Origin of the sequence: Pseudomonas lurida (assembly GCF_013522705.1) — a bacterium.
Taxonomy (GTDB): domain Bacteria; phylum Pseudomonadota; class Gammaproteobacteria; order Pseudomonadales; family Pseudomonadaceae; genus Aquipseudomonas; species Aquipseudomonas quebecensis.
This window is the reverse complement of sequence record NZ_JAAMRE010000009.1, coordinates 65195-81906: the sequence shown is the minus strand read 5'-3', so window position 1 is coordinate 81906 and position 16712 is coordinate 65195. Positions and strand designations below refer to the sequence as shown.

The window sequence follows — 16712 nt, the reverse complement described above, 5'->3', positions numbered from 1 at the left end:
ACCCTCATCGGGGCCAGCCCCCTTCCCACATTTGGTTTTCCATTTCGCGCGATTAATCCGCCGTTAACCCGTCTCTGTTTAAACCACTCCCTGTGTGTAAACTTGCGGCCAGAGCCACAACCAAACAAAGGGAAAACCGGGATGAGTGACGAATTGCGTTTAGGCAGGGAGCGGCGCTTTCTGGTGTTGCTGGGCATCATCTGCCTGGCGTTGATCGGCGGGGCGCTGTACATGCAGGTGGTGCTCGGCGAGGCGCCGTGCCCACTGTGCATTCTGCAGCGCTACGCTTTGCTGTTGATCGCGATCTTTGCCTTTATCGGCGCCGCCATGCGCACCAAGGGCGCCATCACGTTTTTCGAAGGCCTGGTGGTCCTCAGCGCCTTGGGCGGGGTGGCCGCCGCCGGGCATCATGTGTACACCCAGTTCTTCCCGCAGGTCAGTTGCGGCGTCGATGTGCTGCAACCGATTGTCGACGATCTGCCGCTGGCCAAGGTTTTCCCCTTGGGCTTCCAGGTCGATGGCTTCTGCAGCACGCCTTACCCGCCGATCCTGGGTCTGTCCCTGGCCCAATGGGCGCTGGTGGCATTTGTGCTGACCGTGATCCTGGTGCCGCTGGGCATCTATCGCAATCGTCGACGCAACGCCTGAACCGATGGTTGAAAACGCCCCGTTCTTCTTCACCGAAGGCCGGGGCTTTTTTTGCAGCTGGCCTTTTGTGAAGACGACGTGACGTCGGACAATTTTAGGTGCGCACAGTGTGCGACATGTTGTCACACGGAAGTCGCCGCAGGACGTTTCTGACCCGCCACAGCCTCGCTTAAATTTGCACCAAACGGCCAAAATGTGCTGTCACTTCATCGTTTGGCCGACGCCACGAATCACGCGCGGCGCGCAGCATTGGATGATGTCCGAATGCCTTGTTTTATGGGGACTTGCAACGGTTTACCAAGCCCTTGCACAGGGTCAGGGCTATGGCGGTTTGCCCTATAACACGGCAATTTTTGTGGTTTTTGTGGCGAATTGAACGCGATAAGATCCCCGACCTTTGCAATTTTGGTGAAGGATTATTGCTGCTTTCGATAAAAATTATTTCTTTATAAGACATGGTTTATACATCGCTAGCTAACTACAATCGCCCGCACTGAATGTCCGGTGCTGTTCAATATTTGAGCATTGGAGCGGTCGAGGGGCAGATGGATGGCTCTGTGCGACCCCAGGTTCCGGCAGCCTTTCAACTATCCGCACCAAATGGAATTGGTCTGTAACAAGGCCTTTAGCCACGAAATCGAATAAGAACTCACCGCAGGTTCGCAAATTGTCCAGTGATGGCGTGCGAGCAGGCTCTTATTCAATCGAAGAGAAATGCCAACCCTTGGCAGGGTGAAGTGTTGGCGATCAAAACCCAACTGCATTGCGCAAGCTGCTTTAGAGGTCGTGAGATGAGTAAAAACAGGTACCCCCGATTACTAGGCTTTTTGCCGCTGCTTGGCATGATGTTAATGCTGGGAGGCTGCAAGTGGACCTTGCTCGACCCAAAAGGACAGGTCGGTCTGGATGAACGAAACCTGATCATCACCGCCACCCTGCTGATGCTGCTGGTCGTGGTCCCTGTGATCATCATGACCTTCGCCTTCGCCTGGAAATACCGCGCGTCGAACACCAGCGCCACCTACGCGCCGAAGTGGTCGCACTCCACCAAGATCGAAATCGCGGTGTGGCTGGTTCCGATCCTCATCATCATTGCCCTGGGTTATGTGACCTACAAGTCCACCCACGCGCTGGACCCGTACCGTCCGCTGGAATCGGATGCCAAGCCGATCAATATCGAAGTGGTCGCGCTGGACTGGAAGTGGCTGTTCATCTACCCGGACCTGGGTATCGCCACGGTTAACCAGATCCGCTTCCCGGAGCACACTCCGCTGAACTTCAAGATCACCTCCGACGCCGTGATGAACTCGTTCTTCATCCCAGCCCTGGGCGGCCAGATCTACGCGATGGCAGGCATGCAGACCAAGCTGCACCTGATCGCCAACCAGAAAGCTGAAATGGAAGGCATCTCCGCCAACTACAGCGGCGCTGGCTTTACCGGCATGAAATTCAAAGCGATCTCGACGAGCCAGGAAGACTTCAACGCCTGGGTAGCCGAAGTCAAGGCCGCACCTAAACAGCTTGATCAAGCTGAATACGACGCCCTGGCCAAACCAAGCCAGAACAACCCTGTCGCGCTGTACTCCTCGTACGAGCCGAACCTGTTTCAGAAAATCGTCGACAAGTACGAAGGTATGAAGCCAGGCAAGCCGGTCAAGCACGAGAAGAAAGAAGTGGCCGTGGTTGAAGGTTCTGAGACGGGCGCGCATTCAACTGCTGGGGCAGAGGAGTAAACGATGTTTGGTAAATTAAGTTGGGATGCGGTCCCGTTCCACGAGCCGATCGTAATGGTGACCATCGCCATGATCGCGCTGGGTGGTCTGGCACTGTTCGCGGGTATCACTTACTTCAAGAAGTGGACCTACCTGTGGACCGAGTGGTTGACCTCGGTCGACCACAAGAAAATCGGCGTGATGTACATCATCGTCGCCATGGTCATGCTGCTGCGCGGTTTTGCCGACGCCATCATGATGCGTACCCAGTTGGCCATGGCCACCGAGGGTTCGCCTGGCTACCTGCCACCTGAACACTATGACCAGATCTTCACCGCCCACGGTGTGATCATGATCATCTTCATGGCGATGCCATTCTTCACCGGCCTGATGAACCTGGCAGTGCCGCTGCAGATCGGCGCGCGTGACGTGGCCTACCCGTTCCTGAACTCCCTGAGCTTCTGGCTGCTGGTTTCCGGCGTGGTGCTGATCAACGTGTCCCTGGGCGTCGGCGAATTCGCCAAGACCGGTTGGGTTGCGTATCCGCCGCTGTCGGGCATTCAGTACAGCCCTGGCGTGGGGGTGGACTACTACATCTGGGCGCTACAGTTATCAGGGCTCGGGACGACGCTGACGGGGGTCAACTTCCTGGCCACCGTCCTGAAAATGCGCGCCCCTGGCATGAAACTGATGGACATGCCGATCTTCACCTGGACTTGCACCTGGGCCAACGTCCTGATCGTGGCTTCGTTCCCGATCCTGGCCGCTACCATGGCGCTGCTGTCGCTTGACCGTTACCTGGATTTCCACATTTTCACCAATGAACTTGGTGGCAATCCAATGATGTACGTGAACCTGTTCTGGGCATGGGGCCACCCTGAGGTGTACATCCTGATCCTGCCGGCGTTCGGTATCTTCTCCGAAGTGATCTCGACCTTTACCGGCAAGCGCCTGTTCGGTCACCACTCGATGGTCTACGCATCGGGCGCAATTTCGGTACTGGGCTTCATGGTGTGGCTGCACCACTTCTTCACCATGGGTTCGGGGGCCAGCGTCAATGCCTTCTTCGGCCTGGCGACGATGCTGATTTCCATCCCGACGGGGGTGAAGCTATTCAACTGGCTGTTCACCATCTACCACGGTCGTCTGCGCATGACCAGCCAGGTTCTGTGGACCCTGGGCTTTATGGTGACCTTCGCCATCGGCGGCATGACCGGCGTACTGCTGGCCATCCCGGGTGCTGACTTCGTGCTGCACAACAGCCTGTTCGTGATCGCGCACTTCCACAACGTGATCATCGGTGGTGCGGTATTCGGTTACATCGCCGGTTTCAGCTTCTACTTCCCGAAAGCGTTCGGCTTCAAGCTGCACGAAGGTTGGGGCAAGGCTGCATTCTGGTTCTGGATCTCGGGCTTCTTCGTCGCGTTCATGCCGCTCTATGCACTGGGCTTCATGGGCATGACCCGTCGTCTGAACGCCACCACCAACCCTGAGTGGGTGCCGTACCTGTACGTCGCCATGTTCGGTGCGGTGATGATTGCGGTGGGTATCGCCTGCCAGCTGATCCAGCTGTATGTCAGCGTGCGTGATCGCAAGCAGAACATGTGCGAATCCGGCGACCCATGGAACGGCCACACCCTGGAATGGTCGACCTCGTCGCCACCACCGTTCTACAACTTCGCCGTGATCCCGACTGCGAACACCATCGATGCGTTCACCGAAGCCAAGGAAGACGGTACTGCGTACCAGAAGCCTAAGCACTACGAACCGATCCACATGCCAAGCAACACCGCCACTGGCGTGGTGATGGGTGGGCTGTTGACCGTATTCGGTTTCGCGATGATCTGGCACATCTGGTGGCTGGCGATCGTGAGCCTGGTGGGTACCATCGGTTACTTCATCGTCCACGCCGCACGTGATGATCAAGGCTACATGGTGCCGGTCGAAACGATCGAACGCATCGAAGCCGAGCAGCACGCTCGCCTGGTCGCCGAGAAGAAAATCCCGGCCAACCGTGTAGAAACCTCGTTGGAACAGGCTTAAACCATGTCGAACTTAGTGACCAATGCTGGACACGCCCATGTCGATGACCATGGGCACGATGACCATCACCACGACTCGGGGCCAATGACCGTCTTCGGTTTCTGGCTCTACCTGATGACCGACTGCATCTTGTTTGCGTCGATCTTCGCGGTGTACGCGGTACTGGTAAACAACGTAGCGGGTGGCCCGTCGGGCCACGACATCTTCGAACTGCCTTACGTGCTCGGCGAAACCGCCTTGCTGTTGTTCAGTTCGATCACCTACGGCTTCGCCATGTTGGCCTTCTACAAGGGCAACAAGAAAGGCGTACTGAGCTGGTTGGCCCTGACCTTCCTGTTCGGCCTGGGCTTTATCGGCATGGAGATCAACGAGTTCCACCTGCTGATCTCCGAAGGCTACGGTCCGCACCGCAGCGGTTTCCTGTCGGCGTTCTTCACGCTGGTCGGCACCCACGGTCTGCACGTCTCGGCCGGTCTGCTGTGGATGGCGGTGATGATGTATCAGGTCAATAAGCACGGCCTGACCAACACCAACAAGACTCGCCTGAGCTGCCTGAGCCTGTTCTGGCACTTCCTGGATGTGGTCTGGATCTGCGTATTCACCGTCGTCTACTTGATGGGGACTCTGTAATGGCTAATGCACACTCCCATGACAGCCACGATGCAAGCCACGGCAGCGTAAAGTCTTACGCGATCGGCTTCATCCTGTCGGTCATCCTGACCCTGATCCCGTTCGGCCTGGTGATGTACCCCACCCTGCCGAAGTCGATCACGTTGATGATTGTCCTGGCGTTCGCGGTTATCCAGGTGCTGGTGCACCTGGTGTACTTCCTGCACCTGGACCGCTCCGAAGCCCAGCGCGAGAACGTGATTGCGTTCGTGTTCGCCGGCCTGGTGATCGTTCTGCTGGTTGGCCTGTCGCTGTGGATCATGTTCAGCATCCACACCTACATGATGGCGAAGTGAGGTAAGACCCGATGTCGCTTAAGCACTTTATCCAAATCACCAAACCGGGGATCATTTTCGGTAACGTGCTTTCTGTGGCGGGCGGTTTCTTCCTGGCCTCCAAGGGACATGTCGATCTGGCCATCTTCCTGGCTGCAATGATCGGCACGTCCCTGGTGGTAGCTTCCGGTTGTGTGTTCAACAACTGCATCGACCGTGACATCGATATCAAGATGGAACGCACCAAGAATCGCGTGCTGGTCCAGGGCCTTATCTCCCTGAAGCTGGCGCTGATTTTCGCGACCGTCCTGGGTGTTGCGGGCGTGGTGTTGCTGTACAAGGTGGCCAACCCGTTGGCGGCGCTGTTTGCCGTGATCGGCTTTGTCATCTACGTCGGCCTCTACAGCCTGTACCTCAAGCGCAAGTCGGTTCACGGCACGCTGGTGGGCAGTCTATCGGGGGCGATGCCGCCGGTGATTGGTTATGTGGCTGTAACCAATAGCTTCGACATGGCCGCGCTGGTGCTGCTGGTGATGTTCAGCCTGTGGCAGATGCCGCATTCCTACGCCATCGCGATTTTCCGCTTCAATGACTACCTGGCTGCGTCGATTCCGGTCCTGCCGGTAAAACGCGGCATCCAGGTGGCCAAGAAACACATCCTGCTCTACATCCTGGCCTTCCTTGTGGCGACCTTGATGTTGACCTTCAGTGGCTACGCCGGCATGAGCTACCTCGCCGTCGCCGCCGCCATGGGCATGTACTGGTTGTACATGGCCTGGACCGGCTACAAGGCGGTGGATGACACCGTCTGGGCGCGCAAGCTGTTCGTGTTCTCGATCTTCACCATCACCGCGCTGAGCGTGATGATGTCCCTGGATTTCCAAGTGCCGAAAGAGCTGTTGCTGACCTACGCCCACTGAGTGGTCCGAGCAGTAAAAGGCCCCGCCTTCGCAAGAAGCGCGGGGTTTTTTATGGCATGGCCTTTAAACTATCCCCCATTCCACGCATCCAGGAAGCACAGCGATGAGTAAAAAAGCCGTAATGGTGTTCAGCGGCGGGCAGGACTCGACGACCTGCCTGATCCAGGCAATGGCGCTGTATGACGAAGTGCACTGCATTACGTTCGATTATGGCCAGCGCCATGTCGCCGAAATCGAAGTGGCCCGCCAGCTCGCCACGCAATTGGGCGCCACGGTGCACAAAGTGATGGATGTGTCCTTGCTCAACGAGTTGGCCATCAGCAGCCTGACCCGCGACAACATTCCGGTGCCCAGCGTGAACAGCTCCGGCGATGGCCTGCCGAGCACTTTTGTGCCGGGGCGCAATATTCTGTTCCTGACTTTGGCGGCGATTTACGCGTATCAGGTCAAGGCCGAGACCGTCATTACCGGGGTGTGCGAAACCGACTTCTCGGGCTACCCCGACTGCCGCGATGAGTTCGTCAAAGCCCTGAATCAGGCGCTCAAGCTGGGCATGGAGTACGACGTACGCCTGGACACCCCGCTGATGTGGCTGAACAAAGCCGAAACCTGGGCCCTGGCCGATTACCACCACCAACTCGAGCTGGTGCGCGAACAGACGCTGACCTGCTACAACGGCGTGATCGGCACTGGCTGCGGCCAATGTGATGCCTGCAATCTGCGCGCCAGGGGCTTGAATGACTACCTGCAGAACAAGGCGCAGGTCATGCACAGCCTCAAGCACAAGTTACAGCTCCAATAGGCCCGATCCGGCTCCGTTGCGGGAGAGGGCGCCCACGGCTCCCTCGACCGGCGCCCCCCCCCCAGTGATGCGCGGTTATCGCGCGCCGGGTTAAATCTGCCCACGCTTATCTCGTCATACCCCTCTGTACGCACTGTGCGAATCCATCACCCGCCTACAAGGAGTAGTCACCATGGTCAGCGTGAGTCGTCGATCCCTTCTCGCCTTGAGCGCCGCCCTGCCATTGCTGGGGCGCCTGGACTGGGCGCTCGCCGCGACGCCGCAGGCCAAGGCCGATAAGGTCCGGCTCAACTACAACGAAAGCCCCTACGGTCCGGCCCTGGCCGCCCGCGAAGCCATGCAGCGTGGCATCGCCACTACCGGGCGCTACCCCTACAACCACATGTACGCCCTGGCGGCGCTGTTCGCACGGCAGCAGGGCATTGCCGAAGAACAGGTGGCGGTGTTCTCAGGTTCCATGGCGGCGTTGCGTTATGCGGTGCTGGCGTTCACCGGCGATACCCGTGGGTTGGTGATGGCCACGCCGTCCTATGAAGTACCACGCCAGGCCGCCGAAGCGCACAAGGCGCCGGTGCGGGAGGTGAACCTCGACGCCCATCATGCCCACGATATCCGCGCCATGCTCGCCGCCGACCCTCAGGCCGGCATGCTTTATCTGTGCAACCCCAACAACCCTACCGGCACCCTCACCCCGACCCAGGCCATCCGCGACGCGTTGGCGAATAAACCCAAAGGCAGCGTGCTGGTAGTGGACGAAGCCTATATCGACTTCGCCGACGCCCCCAGCGTGGTCAGCTGGGTCAAGGACCACGACGACCTGCTGGTGCTGCGCACCTTCTCGAAGATCTACGGCATGGCCGGCGCACGCCTGGGCCTGGCCATCGGCCACCCGGCGCTGCTGGAGCGGCTGGCGGTGTTTGGCGGCGACAATGTGCCGGCGGGTCCCTCGCTGCTTGGCGGCCTTGCCAGCCTGGAAGACGTCAAAGTGCTGCCCCAGCGCAAGGCGCTCAATGCGCGGTTGCGCGATGAAACCGTGGCTTGGCTCAAGGGCCGTGGCTACACCTGCACCGCCTCGCAGAGCAACTGCTTCATGATCGACGTCAGGCAGCCCGCGCAGCAGGTGATCGAAAAGCTCGCCGCCGAGGGCGTGCTGATCGGCCGGGTGTGGCAGAACTGGCCGCAATGGGTGCGGGTGACGGTGGGGAGCAAGCAGGAGATGGCGCGCTTTCGCGAGGTGTTTGCCGCGCGGGTCTAGCGCAAGCCCCACGAGGGAAGGGCGGTGCTCCTTCCCTCACTGAGGTGAAGGGTTATTGCTGCGCGATGCTGTACCCATCAAATGCCGTCTTCTGCTGCAGGGCGCTCACCACGTTTTTGCGGGTGACCGGCAACTCGGCGCCGTTGTTGTCGGTGAACGACTCGCTTTGCAGCTCGGCCTCGTCCCCTTCCCCCACAAAGCTGAACCCCAGGAACTCGAACGCTTCACGGTCCACGTTCAGCCTGGAGCGCGGCGTTCGCAGTGGCAGGGTGACGCTGGCGCCATCCTTGCTGATCACGAACACGTCGGCGTCTTTCTTGGCGCGTGCCGCCTTGCCCTTGCCGGCGCTCGGGTTGCTGATGGCCTGGTGCGTCTGGTTCAACACCTTGAGGGCCAGGCCGTAGACCAGCTCCTGGAACTCGGGATCGTCCTTGAAGCTGGACAGGATGCGGCTGATGGAGAACTTGCTGCTCAAGTCTTCCAAGGCCAGGTTGTCGGCGGCTTCGGCGTCCTTGAGTTGCTTGAGCTGGCCCATCAGGTCGTAGGCCTTGTCGTCGTCGAACGCGTCGTGGGCCTGGCGGATGGCGACGCGCAGTTCGCGGATCTGGTCGCTCTCCTTGGAGGTGTGGAACGCATCCAGCACCATCTCGCTGATGGATTTGGCCGCTGGCACATGCTGTGAAAGATTGATGGCGTTTTCGTATTCAGCTTTGGAGGCCAAGGCGGCCACGGATTCTGCGGTGTAGGAATCGGACATTAAAATTTCACTACTTCAATAAACGAGGACAAAAAAGCGTCGCGCATTTTCAAGGGGTGAGGGAGTCAGGTCAAGGCAGCACAACGCCGTTATCGCGACGAAAGGCTGCCGACCGTGTGGGATCAATCCAATTGCTTGAAGCAGGCTTCAAGGACAGTCAGCCCTTCCTCCAGCACGTGCGGCTCAGTGGTCAGCGGTGCCAGCAGGCGGATGATGTGCCGCGCTTTGCCGCTGGGCATCAGCAGCAGCCCGGCGTCCCGCGCCAGGCCGAGCAGTTGCGTCAATTGCCGGGGCGCCGGCGTGCCGTCGACGTTGGCCAGTTCGATACCGCGCATGGCGCCGATGCCGGTCAGGCGCCCGAGGTAGGGCGACAGCGCTTGCGCACGCCAGGCGCTGTAGCGGCTCACAATCGCCGCCTCCTGCTGCGCGCCCCAGGCCTGCAGATGTGCGTCCGTCATCACCTCCAGGGTGGCGAGCGCCGCCGCGCAGGCGATGGGGTTGCCGGAGTACGTGCCGCCCAGGCCGCCCTTGGGCAGGTTGTCCATCAGTGCCTTGCGCCCGACCACCGCCCCCAGCGGCACGCCACCGGCGATGCTTTTACCCAGCAGGATCAGGTCCGGTTCGATGCCCAGGCGCGTAAAGGCAAAGCGCTGGCCGGTGCGGCCAAACCCGGATTGGATTTCGTCAGCGATCAACAGAATCCGCTTCTCATCGCAGAAACGTCGCAGGGCCTGGGCGAACTCGCGGTCCAGAGCCAGGAAACCACCCTCGCCCTGCACCGGCTCGATGATGAAACAGGCGACATCATCCACGTCGATTTCCACGCTGAACAGGCGGTCCATGGCCTTCAGCGCTTCGGCGCAGGTCACGCCGTTGTCGGCGCTGGGGTAGGGCAGGTGATACACAGGGCCAGGCAATACGCCGACTTTTTGCTTGTAGGGCGCCACCTTGCCATTGAGGTTCAAAGTCGCCAGCGTGCGGCCGTGGAATGCCCCGTCGAATGCGATCACGGCGCTGCGGCCGGTGGCTCCGCGCACGATCTTCAAGGCGTTCTCCGCAGCTTCCGCACCGCTGTTGGTGAGCATGCCGCTGACCGGGTAGCTCACCGGGATGAACTCACTCAGGCGCGCCATCAGTTCAATGTAAGGCGTGTGCGGCGCGGCGTTGAAGGCGTAGTGCGTGAGTCTGGTCGCCTGCTCGCGAATCGCCTCCACCACGTGCGGGTGGCAATGGCCGAGGTTAAGCACGCCGATACCGCCGACAAAGTCGATATAGCGTTTGCCCGTGGTGTCCCACACTTCGGCGTTCCTGCCGTGGCTGAGGCTGATGGGGTGGACGATGGAAATCGACTGGCTGATGCTGGCGTGGCTCATGAATCCGGGACTCGACAAAGGCGGGTGTTTTTTATCTAAGCCGCCAGCCCGGGTCTGTCGCAAACGAAATAAAGTCTTCGGGTCATTCCAAATCGGAAGGAGCCCTGCCGCGCGGCGGCGTTAGGTCGATACCCCGTCCTTCCCTGCCGCCTTGGCGCGATACAACGCCTGGTCGGCACGCTCCATCAGCGCCGCAGGCGACTCATCCAGCTGACGCTCGGCCACGCCCAGGCTCAGGGTGATGACGAAGTCGGCGGGTGCCGTGATCGCACGCACCTGGCGGCGGATCTGCTCGGCCTGTGCCGTGGCGGTGACCAGCGTGCTGTCGGGCAGGGTCATCATGAACTCATCGCCGCCCCAGCGAGCCAGCAGGTCGCCGGGGCGGGTGCAGCGTTCCAGGCATTGAGCTACGCGCACCAGCGTCTGGTCGCCCACGCTGTGGCCATAGCGATCGTTGATCGGTTTGAAACCGTCGATGTCCATTGCGATCAGGCACAGCGGCCGGCGAAAACGCTGGGCGCGCTCGCATTCGCGCAGCAGGGTTTTTTCCAGGCGATAGCGGTTGGCGACCAGGGTCAGGGCATCGCGTTCGGCCAGGGCGCGGTTTTCATCCAACTGCAATTGCAGTTGCTGATTGACCCGCGACAGCTCCTGCGTGCGCTCGGCCACCAGCGCTTCCAGAGACTGGTTGCGCTGTTGCAGTTGAACGACTGAATACTTGCGTGCCTGAATGTCGCGATGCGCCCCGATCATCCGCGCCACCGAGCCGTCGTCGTTACGGGCGATGACATAGCCGCGGTCCTCGATCCACAGGTAGCTGCCATCTTTTCGACGGCAGCGGTATTCGGCCTGATAGTAGGGAGCCCGGCGGTTGATGTAGTCATCGAACAGGGTCATCACCTGGGCGTAATCATCCGGGTGGATCACGTTTTCCCACGTGAACAGCGTATTTTCCAAGGCGTTGCGTGGGTGACCGAGCATTTCGTACCAGCCTGGGCTGCGGTAGACGAACCCGGTGTTGGCATTCCAGTCCCATATCCCGTCGCTGACCAGTTCCAGAATGGTGTGCAGCATATCGGCGTTGAGGTGTGAGAAATCCTGATGCTGGGGGTTGCCGCCTGACCTGTCGTCCACGTGCTGCTCCTTGCCTGGGGCCGCGCGCTACTGCTCAGGCGCCACCATCCTGGTGCGAGGCTTACCGTTCGCGTTGTGTTGAAAGATCGCGTCCGGTTGGCCCTGTTCGTTGAAAAATACCTGCCCTATGCCCGCCGAATTCCATAACCGTTCGCCGGCCTCGGCATGTTCCGGAATATAGGGCACCACCTGCATGGTGCGCCGACGAGTGAACCCGTTGAGCGGCGAGCGGGGTGAGTATAGCCAGCGGTTGAGACGGTCGAACCATTCCAGCAGGCGCGGTGGAAATTCATTCTTGATGCCGCTGCTGGTGATCTGCCAGATGCGCGGGCCGGCGTTGCGATGACGGATCAACACCGAATACACGAACGAATAGTGCACATCGCCCGACAGAATCACGTAGTTACCCGGCGTGCGCGAGTGGCGGAAAATATTGAGGATCACTTGGGCCGCGCCCCGATGTGCCATCCAGTTTTCCGCGTCCACCAGCAAGGGGTGGCCGCACCAACTGAAGACTTTCTGCACCGTCTCGATCAACTTCACACCGAAGATCGGCGCGGGCGAGACGATGATCGCCGAGGGATGGTCCAGCAATGCCTGTTGCAGCTCGCTCAAGGCTTCCCAATCCAGCAGGCCGGAGGGTTGTTTGAGGGTGAACTCGCTGCGCCAACGCCGGGTGCGGGTGTCGAGCACAATCAGGGCGGGCGTGGTGGGCAGTACGTAATGCCATTGTTGGAAGTTGAACAACTGCGCGAGCAAGGCATCCTGCGCGGTGGCATCGAGGTGGTTGTCGTGCACCGCAGCGGCGAGGCTCCGGGTTTGCTGCAACAGGCCGGCGAAGGCATCCGGGTGGTTGCCCCAGCCCTGGCACAGCAGGTAAGCGAGCAGCGCATTGCCGATGATGCGCTTGGAAAACGGGTGCCCGTAGGCGGTCTCTTCCCACTGGGCACTGAGGTTCCAGTCGTCGGTGATGTCGTGACCAAGGCCGTCGAGTTGTAAAGAGGTGTGGACAACGCCTCTAACCCTTGATTCACGGGATCTTCAGACGTTTTCGAAAAAATCCATATGGACAAGGCTTGGATGTGGACATCGGTGCATCCATGTCCGTATTTCAATGGCATAAATACCCCTTGAAAATTGAGACCTGAGTGAGCACTTGTCGCTGTAGCTCCATGCATTACATTGCAGTGGAACTGATCCTTATGAGCGTTCGACCTGGACAGATCATCTGATCTGATTTCAGATAAAATCCTGCGAACACGAGGGAGAACTCCATGACTCAAGGACACGATGCGTTATTGTTTCAGGCAGGATGGATCACAGCTGACGAGCTGTTCCGCAGAATGTTCTCAGCACATGCCCTAGAGTGGGTGTTCAGGGAGCGGTTCAATTCATCGTTGGCCAAAGGTATAGATAGGATAAATGGGTTCCAGTTTTCCGACAGATCCGGTGCCGAATTGGCAGTTGTTTCCGCAAAATGCATGGACGGTACCTTCCGTTTCGCACCATTTCTTGAAAAGCTGAAGCTTAAAGGGCGAGGAAAAGCTCCACGGGTAATTAGCATACCTATTGTCAGAGACAGGGTAGTGCTCCATCAGCTGCAAAAATATTTGGCTTTGGTATTTCCCGACCAAGTACCGAGAAACGTTGCGAGCACCTATGTCCGCGAAGTGGCTGAAGATATCAGTTACTTGGATCGAAATTCTGTATGGGTGTGCAGCACAGATATTAAGACGTTTTATGACTCAATCAATCAGCGACGTGTGGTGACGCTGCTTAGCCGAAAAATAATATCGAAAAAAGTTGTAAATCTAGTTGCGCACGCTATGCGAACACCAACAGTACCAAAAAACACGCCTCGCAAAAAACATGCTCAGTATCAGCAAGACTCTGGGGTGCCTCAAGGATTAGCAATATCTAATATAATTGCCGCAATTTATATGGCAGATGTAGATAAATCCATGATGGAGATTTCGGGTTTACATTACTACAGATACGTGGATGATGTTTTGATGTATGGTGAAAAAAGCATCGTTTCAGCCGCTTTCAAATCTGTTAAAGGCCGACTATCAAGGCGAGGCTTGCAGCTCCATGGACTGAGTTCAGATAAAACAAAATTTGGATTAATTAACGAAAATTTTTCTTATTTGGGCTATATTTTTGAACTACCGCTTATCACTGTTAGACAGTCCACGGTGGAGCGCTTTTTGCAATCTATTGCAGCAAAAATAAGTGACTTCAAGCACAATCGGTCCAAGAGATTGGAAAAGTTCAAATACCTAGACGACGCTCGTCTGATTCAGATTTTCTATCTTGAACTTAATGAGAAAATCACAGGAGCGATTAGCCAAAATAAACGATACGGATGGATTGCCTACTTCAATGAGATAAATGACGAAAAACTGCTCCATAAAATGGATAACGCTGTTCTCGGGATGCTTTCCCGCGTGCCAGAATTAGTGGATTCGGGAGTGCCTAGGCTGAAGAAGCTCAGCAAGTCCTACTTTGAGATGAAATTCAATCCCAGAGGTGGGTACGTACGAGACTACGATGTAATAGATACTACGGCACACAGGCTCAGTTTTCTGGCAGATAGAGGCAGAGTCGATCCAGAGATAGCATTGACGGATGCTCAGATCAATGAGCGCTATGAGCATTACGTGCGGATGAGCTTAGCCCGCATGCATGAAGATGAAGGCGAAATTTATTAGCAGGTTGTGTATATTGACTTTGGGGAGTGCCTACCGCTATGCGGTACCTTTCGCGATTATGCGAAAGCGGAAGTGCTCCGGGCCTCTTAAAACAGGCGTGACACCTGGTGTTATACCTTCACACGGGCTGTCTTGGCAGTCGCGTGGGAAGTGGATCTGACTGAAAACTCAGGCACTCCCCTCTTTTTTATAGGATTTCATGATGAAGGACTATCTCGCTGAGCTACGAACTACAATATGGCGAACTGCCGGGGCTCGTTACAACGCCGCGCGACGCCTTAAAAGAAAAGAACTATTCTCTACAGTTAGTTTGACTTTTTTCTCCGTGATTACGATATGCCTTGCCGTAATCCAGAAAATATACTCATCCGAGATTTTGCGATCTCCCAGTCTTGATAATTACCTGACAGCTCTTTCGATTTTGTCCGGCATTTTCTTGCTAGCTATTTCCCTGATGGAGTGGGGAGCACGAAATGGATCTAATGCGGACGCGCTGCACAAAAATGCTGAGGAACTGAATGCCCTACAGCGTAGGCTTCAACGTGAGATTTTCAAGTTGGACGATGTGCCAGGCAACTGGAGTGCATGCGGTGAGCTATCAGATGAATATGAAGCAATCCAAAGTCGCTATGACGTTAACCACGCTCCATTAGATGATCAGCTGTTTCTTGCTGAACGCAGGTTGGCTCCGGAATTCATAAGCAAAAATATTAGCTCATGTCAGGAAAGAAAAGTTAGAGTTGTATGGTTTTTTTCAAGTATATGGTACTACCTTTTATTCTGGATAGTATCCATTATTGCTCTAATTCCGGTGATTTTACGCCTTTCCCTTAATTGAGCGTTACCTCAATTAGGCACGCCCATATTGGAATATAAAGAAATGCAGGTCACTCTCACGCCTTGATCATTAGTCGGCAGGAGTAGCAATGCAGAGCCGCAACAGCATTCAGAATTTGATTCGCGAGACCGGCGAAAAGGTCGAACGATTCCGCACGTGGGCTAAGGCTGGCGAGAGCGAAGCTATGGGCTTGCTGTGCGAAAAGCTCCCATCCGGCTTCGCAAACTGGTTTGCGGTAGAGAAGGGAAAGACTATTTGGTGGATTTACTCTGATGCCTCGGACGGCGGTAGCTGGTCGGTGGAAGGGGTAACAATCGTCGGTTTTAGAATTGAGTATGATAAACAAATTGCGCAAAGAATTTATGATTTGGTTTATAAAAACATCTTGGGCAAAACAAAATTCGTAATGGGGTAAAGGGAATGCCGCTTGAAACACGAAATGTATTCATTGATACAGAGTTTTTTGTCAAAGCAAATTTGGATTTCAATTCCACGACAATTCGAGCTTTTGAAGATCTTTGCCAAAGACTCGAACTGAACCACATCACAAGCACGATTGTGGTAAAAGAAGTTCAGCGAAAAATTGTCAGTCAGATTCGTGAAGCGCTAAAAGGGATTAAAAATTTTCAGCGCAAAGCGGCAGTGCTGAAAGAGTATCACGATCAAAACGTCCAGAACCTTTTTACTGAGATTCATGAACCTGACGTTGAAGCAATGGCATTGCGGACTTTTGAAGGGTTTATTACTAAATCAAATGCGACCGTTTTGGATATGTCTGGTGTTGATGGTAATGAAATTATAAACATGTTTTTCGATCATGTGACACCATTCAGCTCCAGTAAACCAAACGAGTTTAGAGACGCCTTTACTCTTTTATCTATCCGTCAGCACTTAAAGGTTGATGAGAAGACATATGTTGTGTCTTCTGATCCTGACCACAAAGCTTTCTGCGCGGCAAATGAGAAGTTCATAAGCGTAGATACCCTCAGTGCAATGCTTGATATCTATAATAGGCATGACAAACGGGCAAAATTCGTTGAGCAATTCCTTGAGAGCAAGAGAGATGAAATTAGGCTCAATCTGCAGGCACAGTTAAATGAGGCTGAAGCTTATAATTATTCAACATGGGAAGATGCGGAAGTAGATAGTTTTGAAGTTGTTGAAATAGGGGCTTTCGAGCCTGAAATCATCAAAATCAACGATGAAAGCTGCAGTATAAAATTCGATATGGTTGTTAAGTTTAAGGTCGATGCATCGGGGCCGGACTTCGAAAATAGCTATTACGACCGAGAAGACGATAGACTTTATACATTTGATTCGATAGAGCGGGAAGAAGAGCAAGAAAAAGAGTTTTCAGTCGAAATGGACTTGTTCTTTGAAGATGACGGCGGCGAACTGATTAACGAAGAGTATGATCTGGACATAAAAGGTCTTCATGGTGGAATCGAATTTTCCGTCGATGAAATCCCATTCGAAGACCCAAGGATGTAGATCTAAAATTACTCTCGCTCAACGTGCGATAGGTATAATTAATTTTTTGGGCTGCTGAGGCTTGTGTTGTTTTTTCTTAATTTA

General features: G+C 55.9%; 15 protein-coding genes and 2 pseudogenes. 12 read left to right on the top strand and 5 right to left on the bottom strand.

The window, feature by feature from the left end; genetic code table 11:
* Nucleotides 1-141 precede the first annotated feature (141 nt).
* A complete protein-coding gene (locus G7025_RS10350) occupies nucleotides 142-648 on the top strand; it encodes a disulfide bond formation protein B (RefSeq protein WP_181078739.1) in 507 nt (168 codons plus the stop codon).
* A gap of 474 nt (nucleotides 649-1122) precedes the next feature.
* Here the strand turns inward: G7025_RS10350 and G7025_RS26930 are convergent.
* Nucleotides 1123-1412, bottom strand: a pseudogene (locus G7025_RS26930) (hypothetical protein).
* A gap of 27 nt (nucleotides 1413-1439) precedes the next feature.
* Here G7025_RS26930 and cyoA point away from each other — a divergent pair.
* From cyoA to ptaA, 7 genes are all read left to right on the top strand, one after another.
* Nucleotides 1440-2381 (top strand): ubiquinol oxidase subunit II, encoded by a 942-nt coding sequence (gene cyoA, locus G7025_RS10345; RefSeq protein WP_181078737.1) that lies wholly within the window; start codon nucleotides 1440-1442, stop codon nucleotides 2379-2381.
* A 3-nt stretch (nucleotides 2382-2384) separates the two neighbouring features.
* A complete protein-coding gene (gene cyoB / locus G7025_RS10340) occupies nucleotides 2385-4403 on the top strand; it encodes a cytochrome o ubiquinol oxidase subunit I (RefSeq protein ID WP_181078735.1) in 2019 nt (672 codons plus the stop codon).
* A gap of 3 nt (nucleotides 4404-4406) precedes the next feature.
* Complete coding sequence (locus tag G7025_RS10335; RefSeq protein WP_024077337.1) at nucleotides 4407-5033, top strand: cytochrome o ubiquinol oxidase subunit III; 627 nt, start codon at nucleotides 4407-4409, stop codon at nucleotides 5031-5033.
* Nucleotides 5033-5368: a cytochrome o ubiquinol oxidase subunit IV gene (gene cyoD / locus G7025_RS10330; RefSeq protein ID WP_003176003.1), complete on the top strand. Its 336-nt coding sequence runs from the start codon at nucleotides 5033-5035 to the stop codon at nucleotides 5366-5368. Before G7025_RS10335 ends, cyoD begins: the two co-directional genes overlap by 1 nt.
* A gap of 11 nt (nucleotides 5369-5379) precedes the next feature.
* On the top strand, nucleotides 5380-6267 hold the full coding sequence (gene cyoE / locus G7025_RS10325; protein WP_003176002.1) for a heme o synthase: 888 nt from the start codon (nucleotides 5380-5382) through the stop codon (nucleotides 6265-6267).
* 103 nt (nucleotides 6268-6370) lie between these two features.
* Nucleotides 6371-7069: a 7-cyano-7-deazaguanine synthase QueC gene (gene queC / locus G7025_RS10320; RefSeq protein ID WP_181078734.1), complete on the top strand. Its 699-nt coding sequence runs from the start codon at nucleotides 6371-6373 to the stop codon at nucleotides 7067-7069.
* Between the two features lie 172 nt (nucleotides 7070-7241).
* Entirely contained in the window at nucleotides 7242-8324 is a 1083-nt protein-coding gene (ptaA, locus tag G7025_RS10315) for a pyoverdine biosynthesis transaminase PtaA (RefSeq protein WP_181078732.1), read from the top strand.
* A gap of 52 nt (nucleotides 8325-8376) precedes the next feature.
* On the opposite strand, the gene G7025_RS10310 is transcribed toward ptaA, so the two are convergent.
* From G7025_RS10310 to G7025_RS10295, 4 genes and pseudogenes are all read right to left on the bottom strand, one after another.
* Complete coding sequence (locus tag G7025_RS10310; protein ID WP_181078730.1) at nucleotides 8377-9081, bottom strand: hypothetical protein; 705 nt, start codon at nucleotides 9079-9081, stop codon at nucleotides 8377-8379.
* A 122-nt stretch (nucleotides 9082-9203) separates the two neighbouring features.
* On the bottom strand, nucleotides 9204-10454 hold the full coding sequence (locus tag G7025_RS10305) for a 2-aminoadipate transaminase (RefSeq protein WP_181078728.1): 1251 nt from the start codon (nucleotides 10452-10454) through the stop codon (nucleotides 9204-9206).
* A gap of 120 nt (nucleotides 10455-10574) precedes the next feature.
* Complete coding sequence (locus G7025_RS10300; protein WP_277527603.1) at nucleotides 10575-11588, bottom strand: sensor domain-containing diguanylate cyclase; 1014 nt, start codon at nucleotides 11586-11588, stop codon at nucleotides 10575-10577.
* A 27-nt stretch (nucleotides 11589-11615) separates the two neighbouring features.
* Nucleotides 11616-12569 (bottom strand): annotated as a pseudogene (locus tag G7025_RS10295) (alkaline phosphatase family protein); the annotation flags it as partial.
* A gap of 293 nt (nucleotides 12570-12862) precedes the next feature.
* Here G7025_RS10295 and G7025_RS10290 point away from each other — a divergent pair.
* The 4 genes from G7025_RS10290 to G7025_RS10275 all read left to right on the top strand — a co-directional run bounded on the left by G7025_RS10290 (nucleotide 12863) and on the right by G7025_RS10275 (nucleotide 16628).
* The gene (locus tag G7025_RS10290) at nucleotides 12863-14299 is read left to right on the top strand and encodes an RNA-directed DNA polymerase (protein ID WP_181078726.1); all 1437 of its coding nucleotides are present in this window, start codon (nucleotides 12863-12865) and stop codon (nucleotides 14297-14299) included.
* Nucleotides 14300-14501: 202 nt separating this feature from the next.
* Complete coding sequence (locus G7025_RS10285; RefSeq protein ID WP_181078724.1) at nucleotides 14502-15137, top strand: SLATT domain-containing protein; 636 nt, start codon at nucleotides 14502-14504, stop codon at nucleotides 15135-15137.
* Between the two features lie 88 nt (nucleotides 15138-15225).
* A complete protein-coding gene (locus G7025_RS10280) occupies nucleotides 15226-15552 on the top strand; it encodes a hypothetical protein (protein ID WP_181078722.1) in 327 nt (108 codons plus the stop codon).
* Nucleotides 15553-15557: 5 nt separating this feature from the next.
* Nucleotides 15558-16628: a PIN domain-containing protein gene (locus tag G7025_RS10275; RefSeq protein ID WP_181078720.1), complete on the top strand. Its 1071-nt coding sequence runs from the start codon at nucleotides 15558-15560 to the stop codon at nucleotides 16626-16628.
* Nucleotides 16629-16712: the final 84 nt, after the last annotated feature.

Bases quoted from the DNA above. Each gene is read 5' to 3' on its own strand.
- G7025_RS10350 (WP_181078739.1), top strand. From the start codon at position 142: ATGAGTGACGAATTGCGTTTAGGCAGGGAGCGGCGCTTTCTGGTGTTG.
- cyoA (WP_181078737.1), top strand. From the start codon at position 1,440: ATGAGTAAAAACAGGTACCCCCGATTACTAGGCTTTTTGCCGCTGCTT.
- cyoB (WP_181078735.1), top strand. From the start codon at position 2,385: ATGTTTGGTAAATTAAGTTGGGATGCGGTCCCGTTCCACGAGCCGATC.
- G7025_RS10335 (WP_024077337.1), top strand. From the start codon at position 4,407: ATGTCGAACTTAGTGACCAATGCTGGACACGCCCATGTCGATGACCAT.
- cyoD (WP_003176003.1), top strand. From the start codon at position 5,033: ATGGCTAATGCACACTCCCATGACAGCCACGATGCAAGCCACGGCAGC.
- cyoE (WP_003176002.1), top strand. From the start codon at position 5,380: ATGTCGCTTAAGCACTTTATCCAAATCACCAAACCGGGGATCATTTTC.
- queC (WP_181078734.1), top strand. From the start codon at position 6,371: ATGAGTAAAAAAGCCGTAATGGTGTTCAGCGGCGGGCAGGACTCGACG.
- ptaA (WP_181078732.1), top strand. From the start codon at position 7,242: ATGGTCAGCGTGAGTCGTCGATCCCTTCTCGCCTTGAGCGCCGCCCTG.
- G7025_RS10310 (WP_181078730.1), bottom strand. From the start codon at position 9,081: ATGTCCGATTCCTACACCGCAGAATCCGTGGCCGCCTTGGCCTCCAAA.
- G7025_RS10305 (WP_181078728.1), bottom strand. From the start codon at position 10,454: ATGAGCCACGCCAGCATCAGCCAGTCGATTTCCATCGTCCACCCCATC.
- G7025_RS10290 (WP_181078726.1), top strand. From the start codon at position 12,863: ATGACTCAAGGACACGATGCGTTATTGTTTCAGGCAGGATGGATCACA.
- G7025_RS10285 (WP_181078724.1), top strand. From the start codon at position 14,502: ATGAAGGACTATCTCGCTGAGCTACGAACTACAATATGGCGAACTGCC.
- G7025_RS10280 (WP_181078722.1), top strand. From the start codon at position 15,226: ATGCAGAGCCGCAACAGCATTCAGAATTTGATTCGCGAGACCGGCGAA.
- G7025_RS10275 (WP_181078720.1), top strand. From the start codon at position 15,558: ATGCCGCTTGAAACACGAAATGTATTCATTGATACAGAGTTTTTTGTC.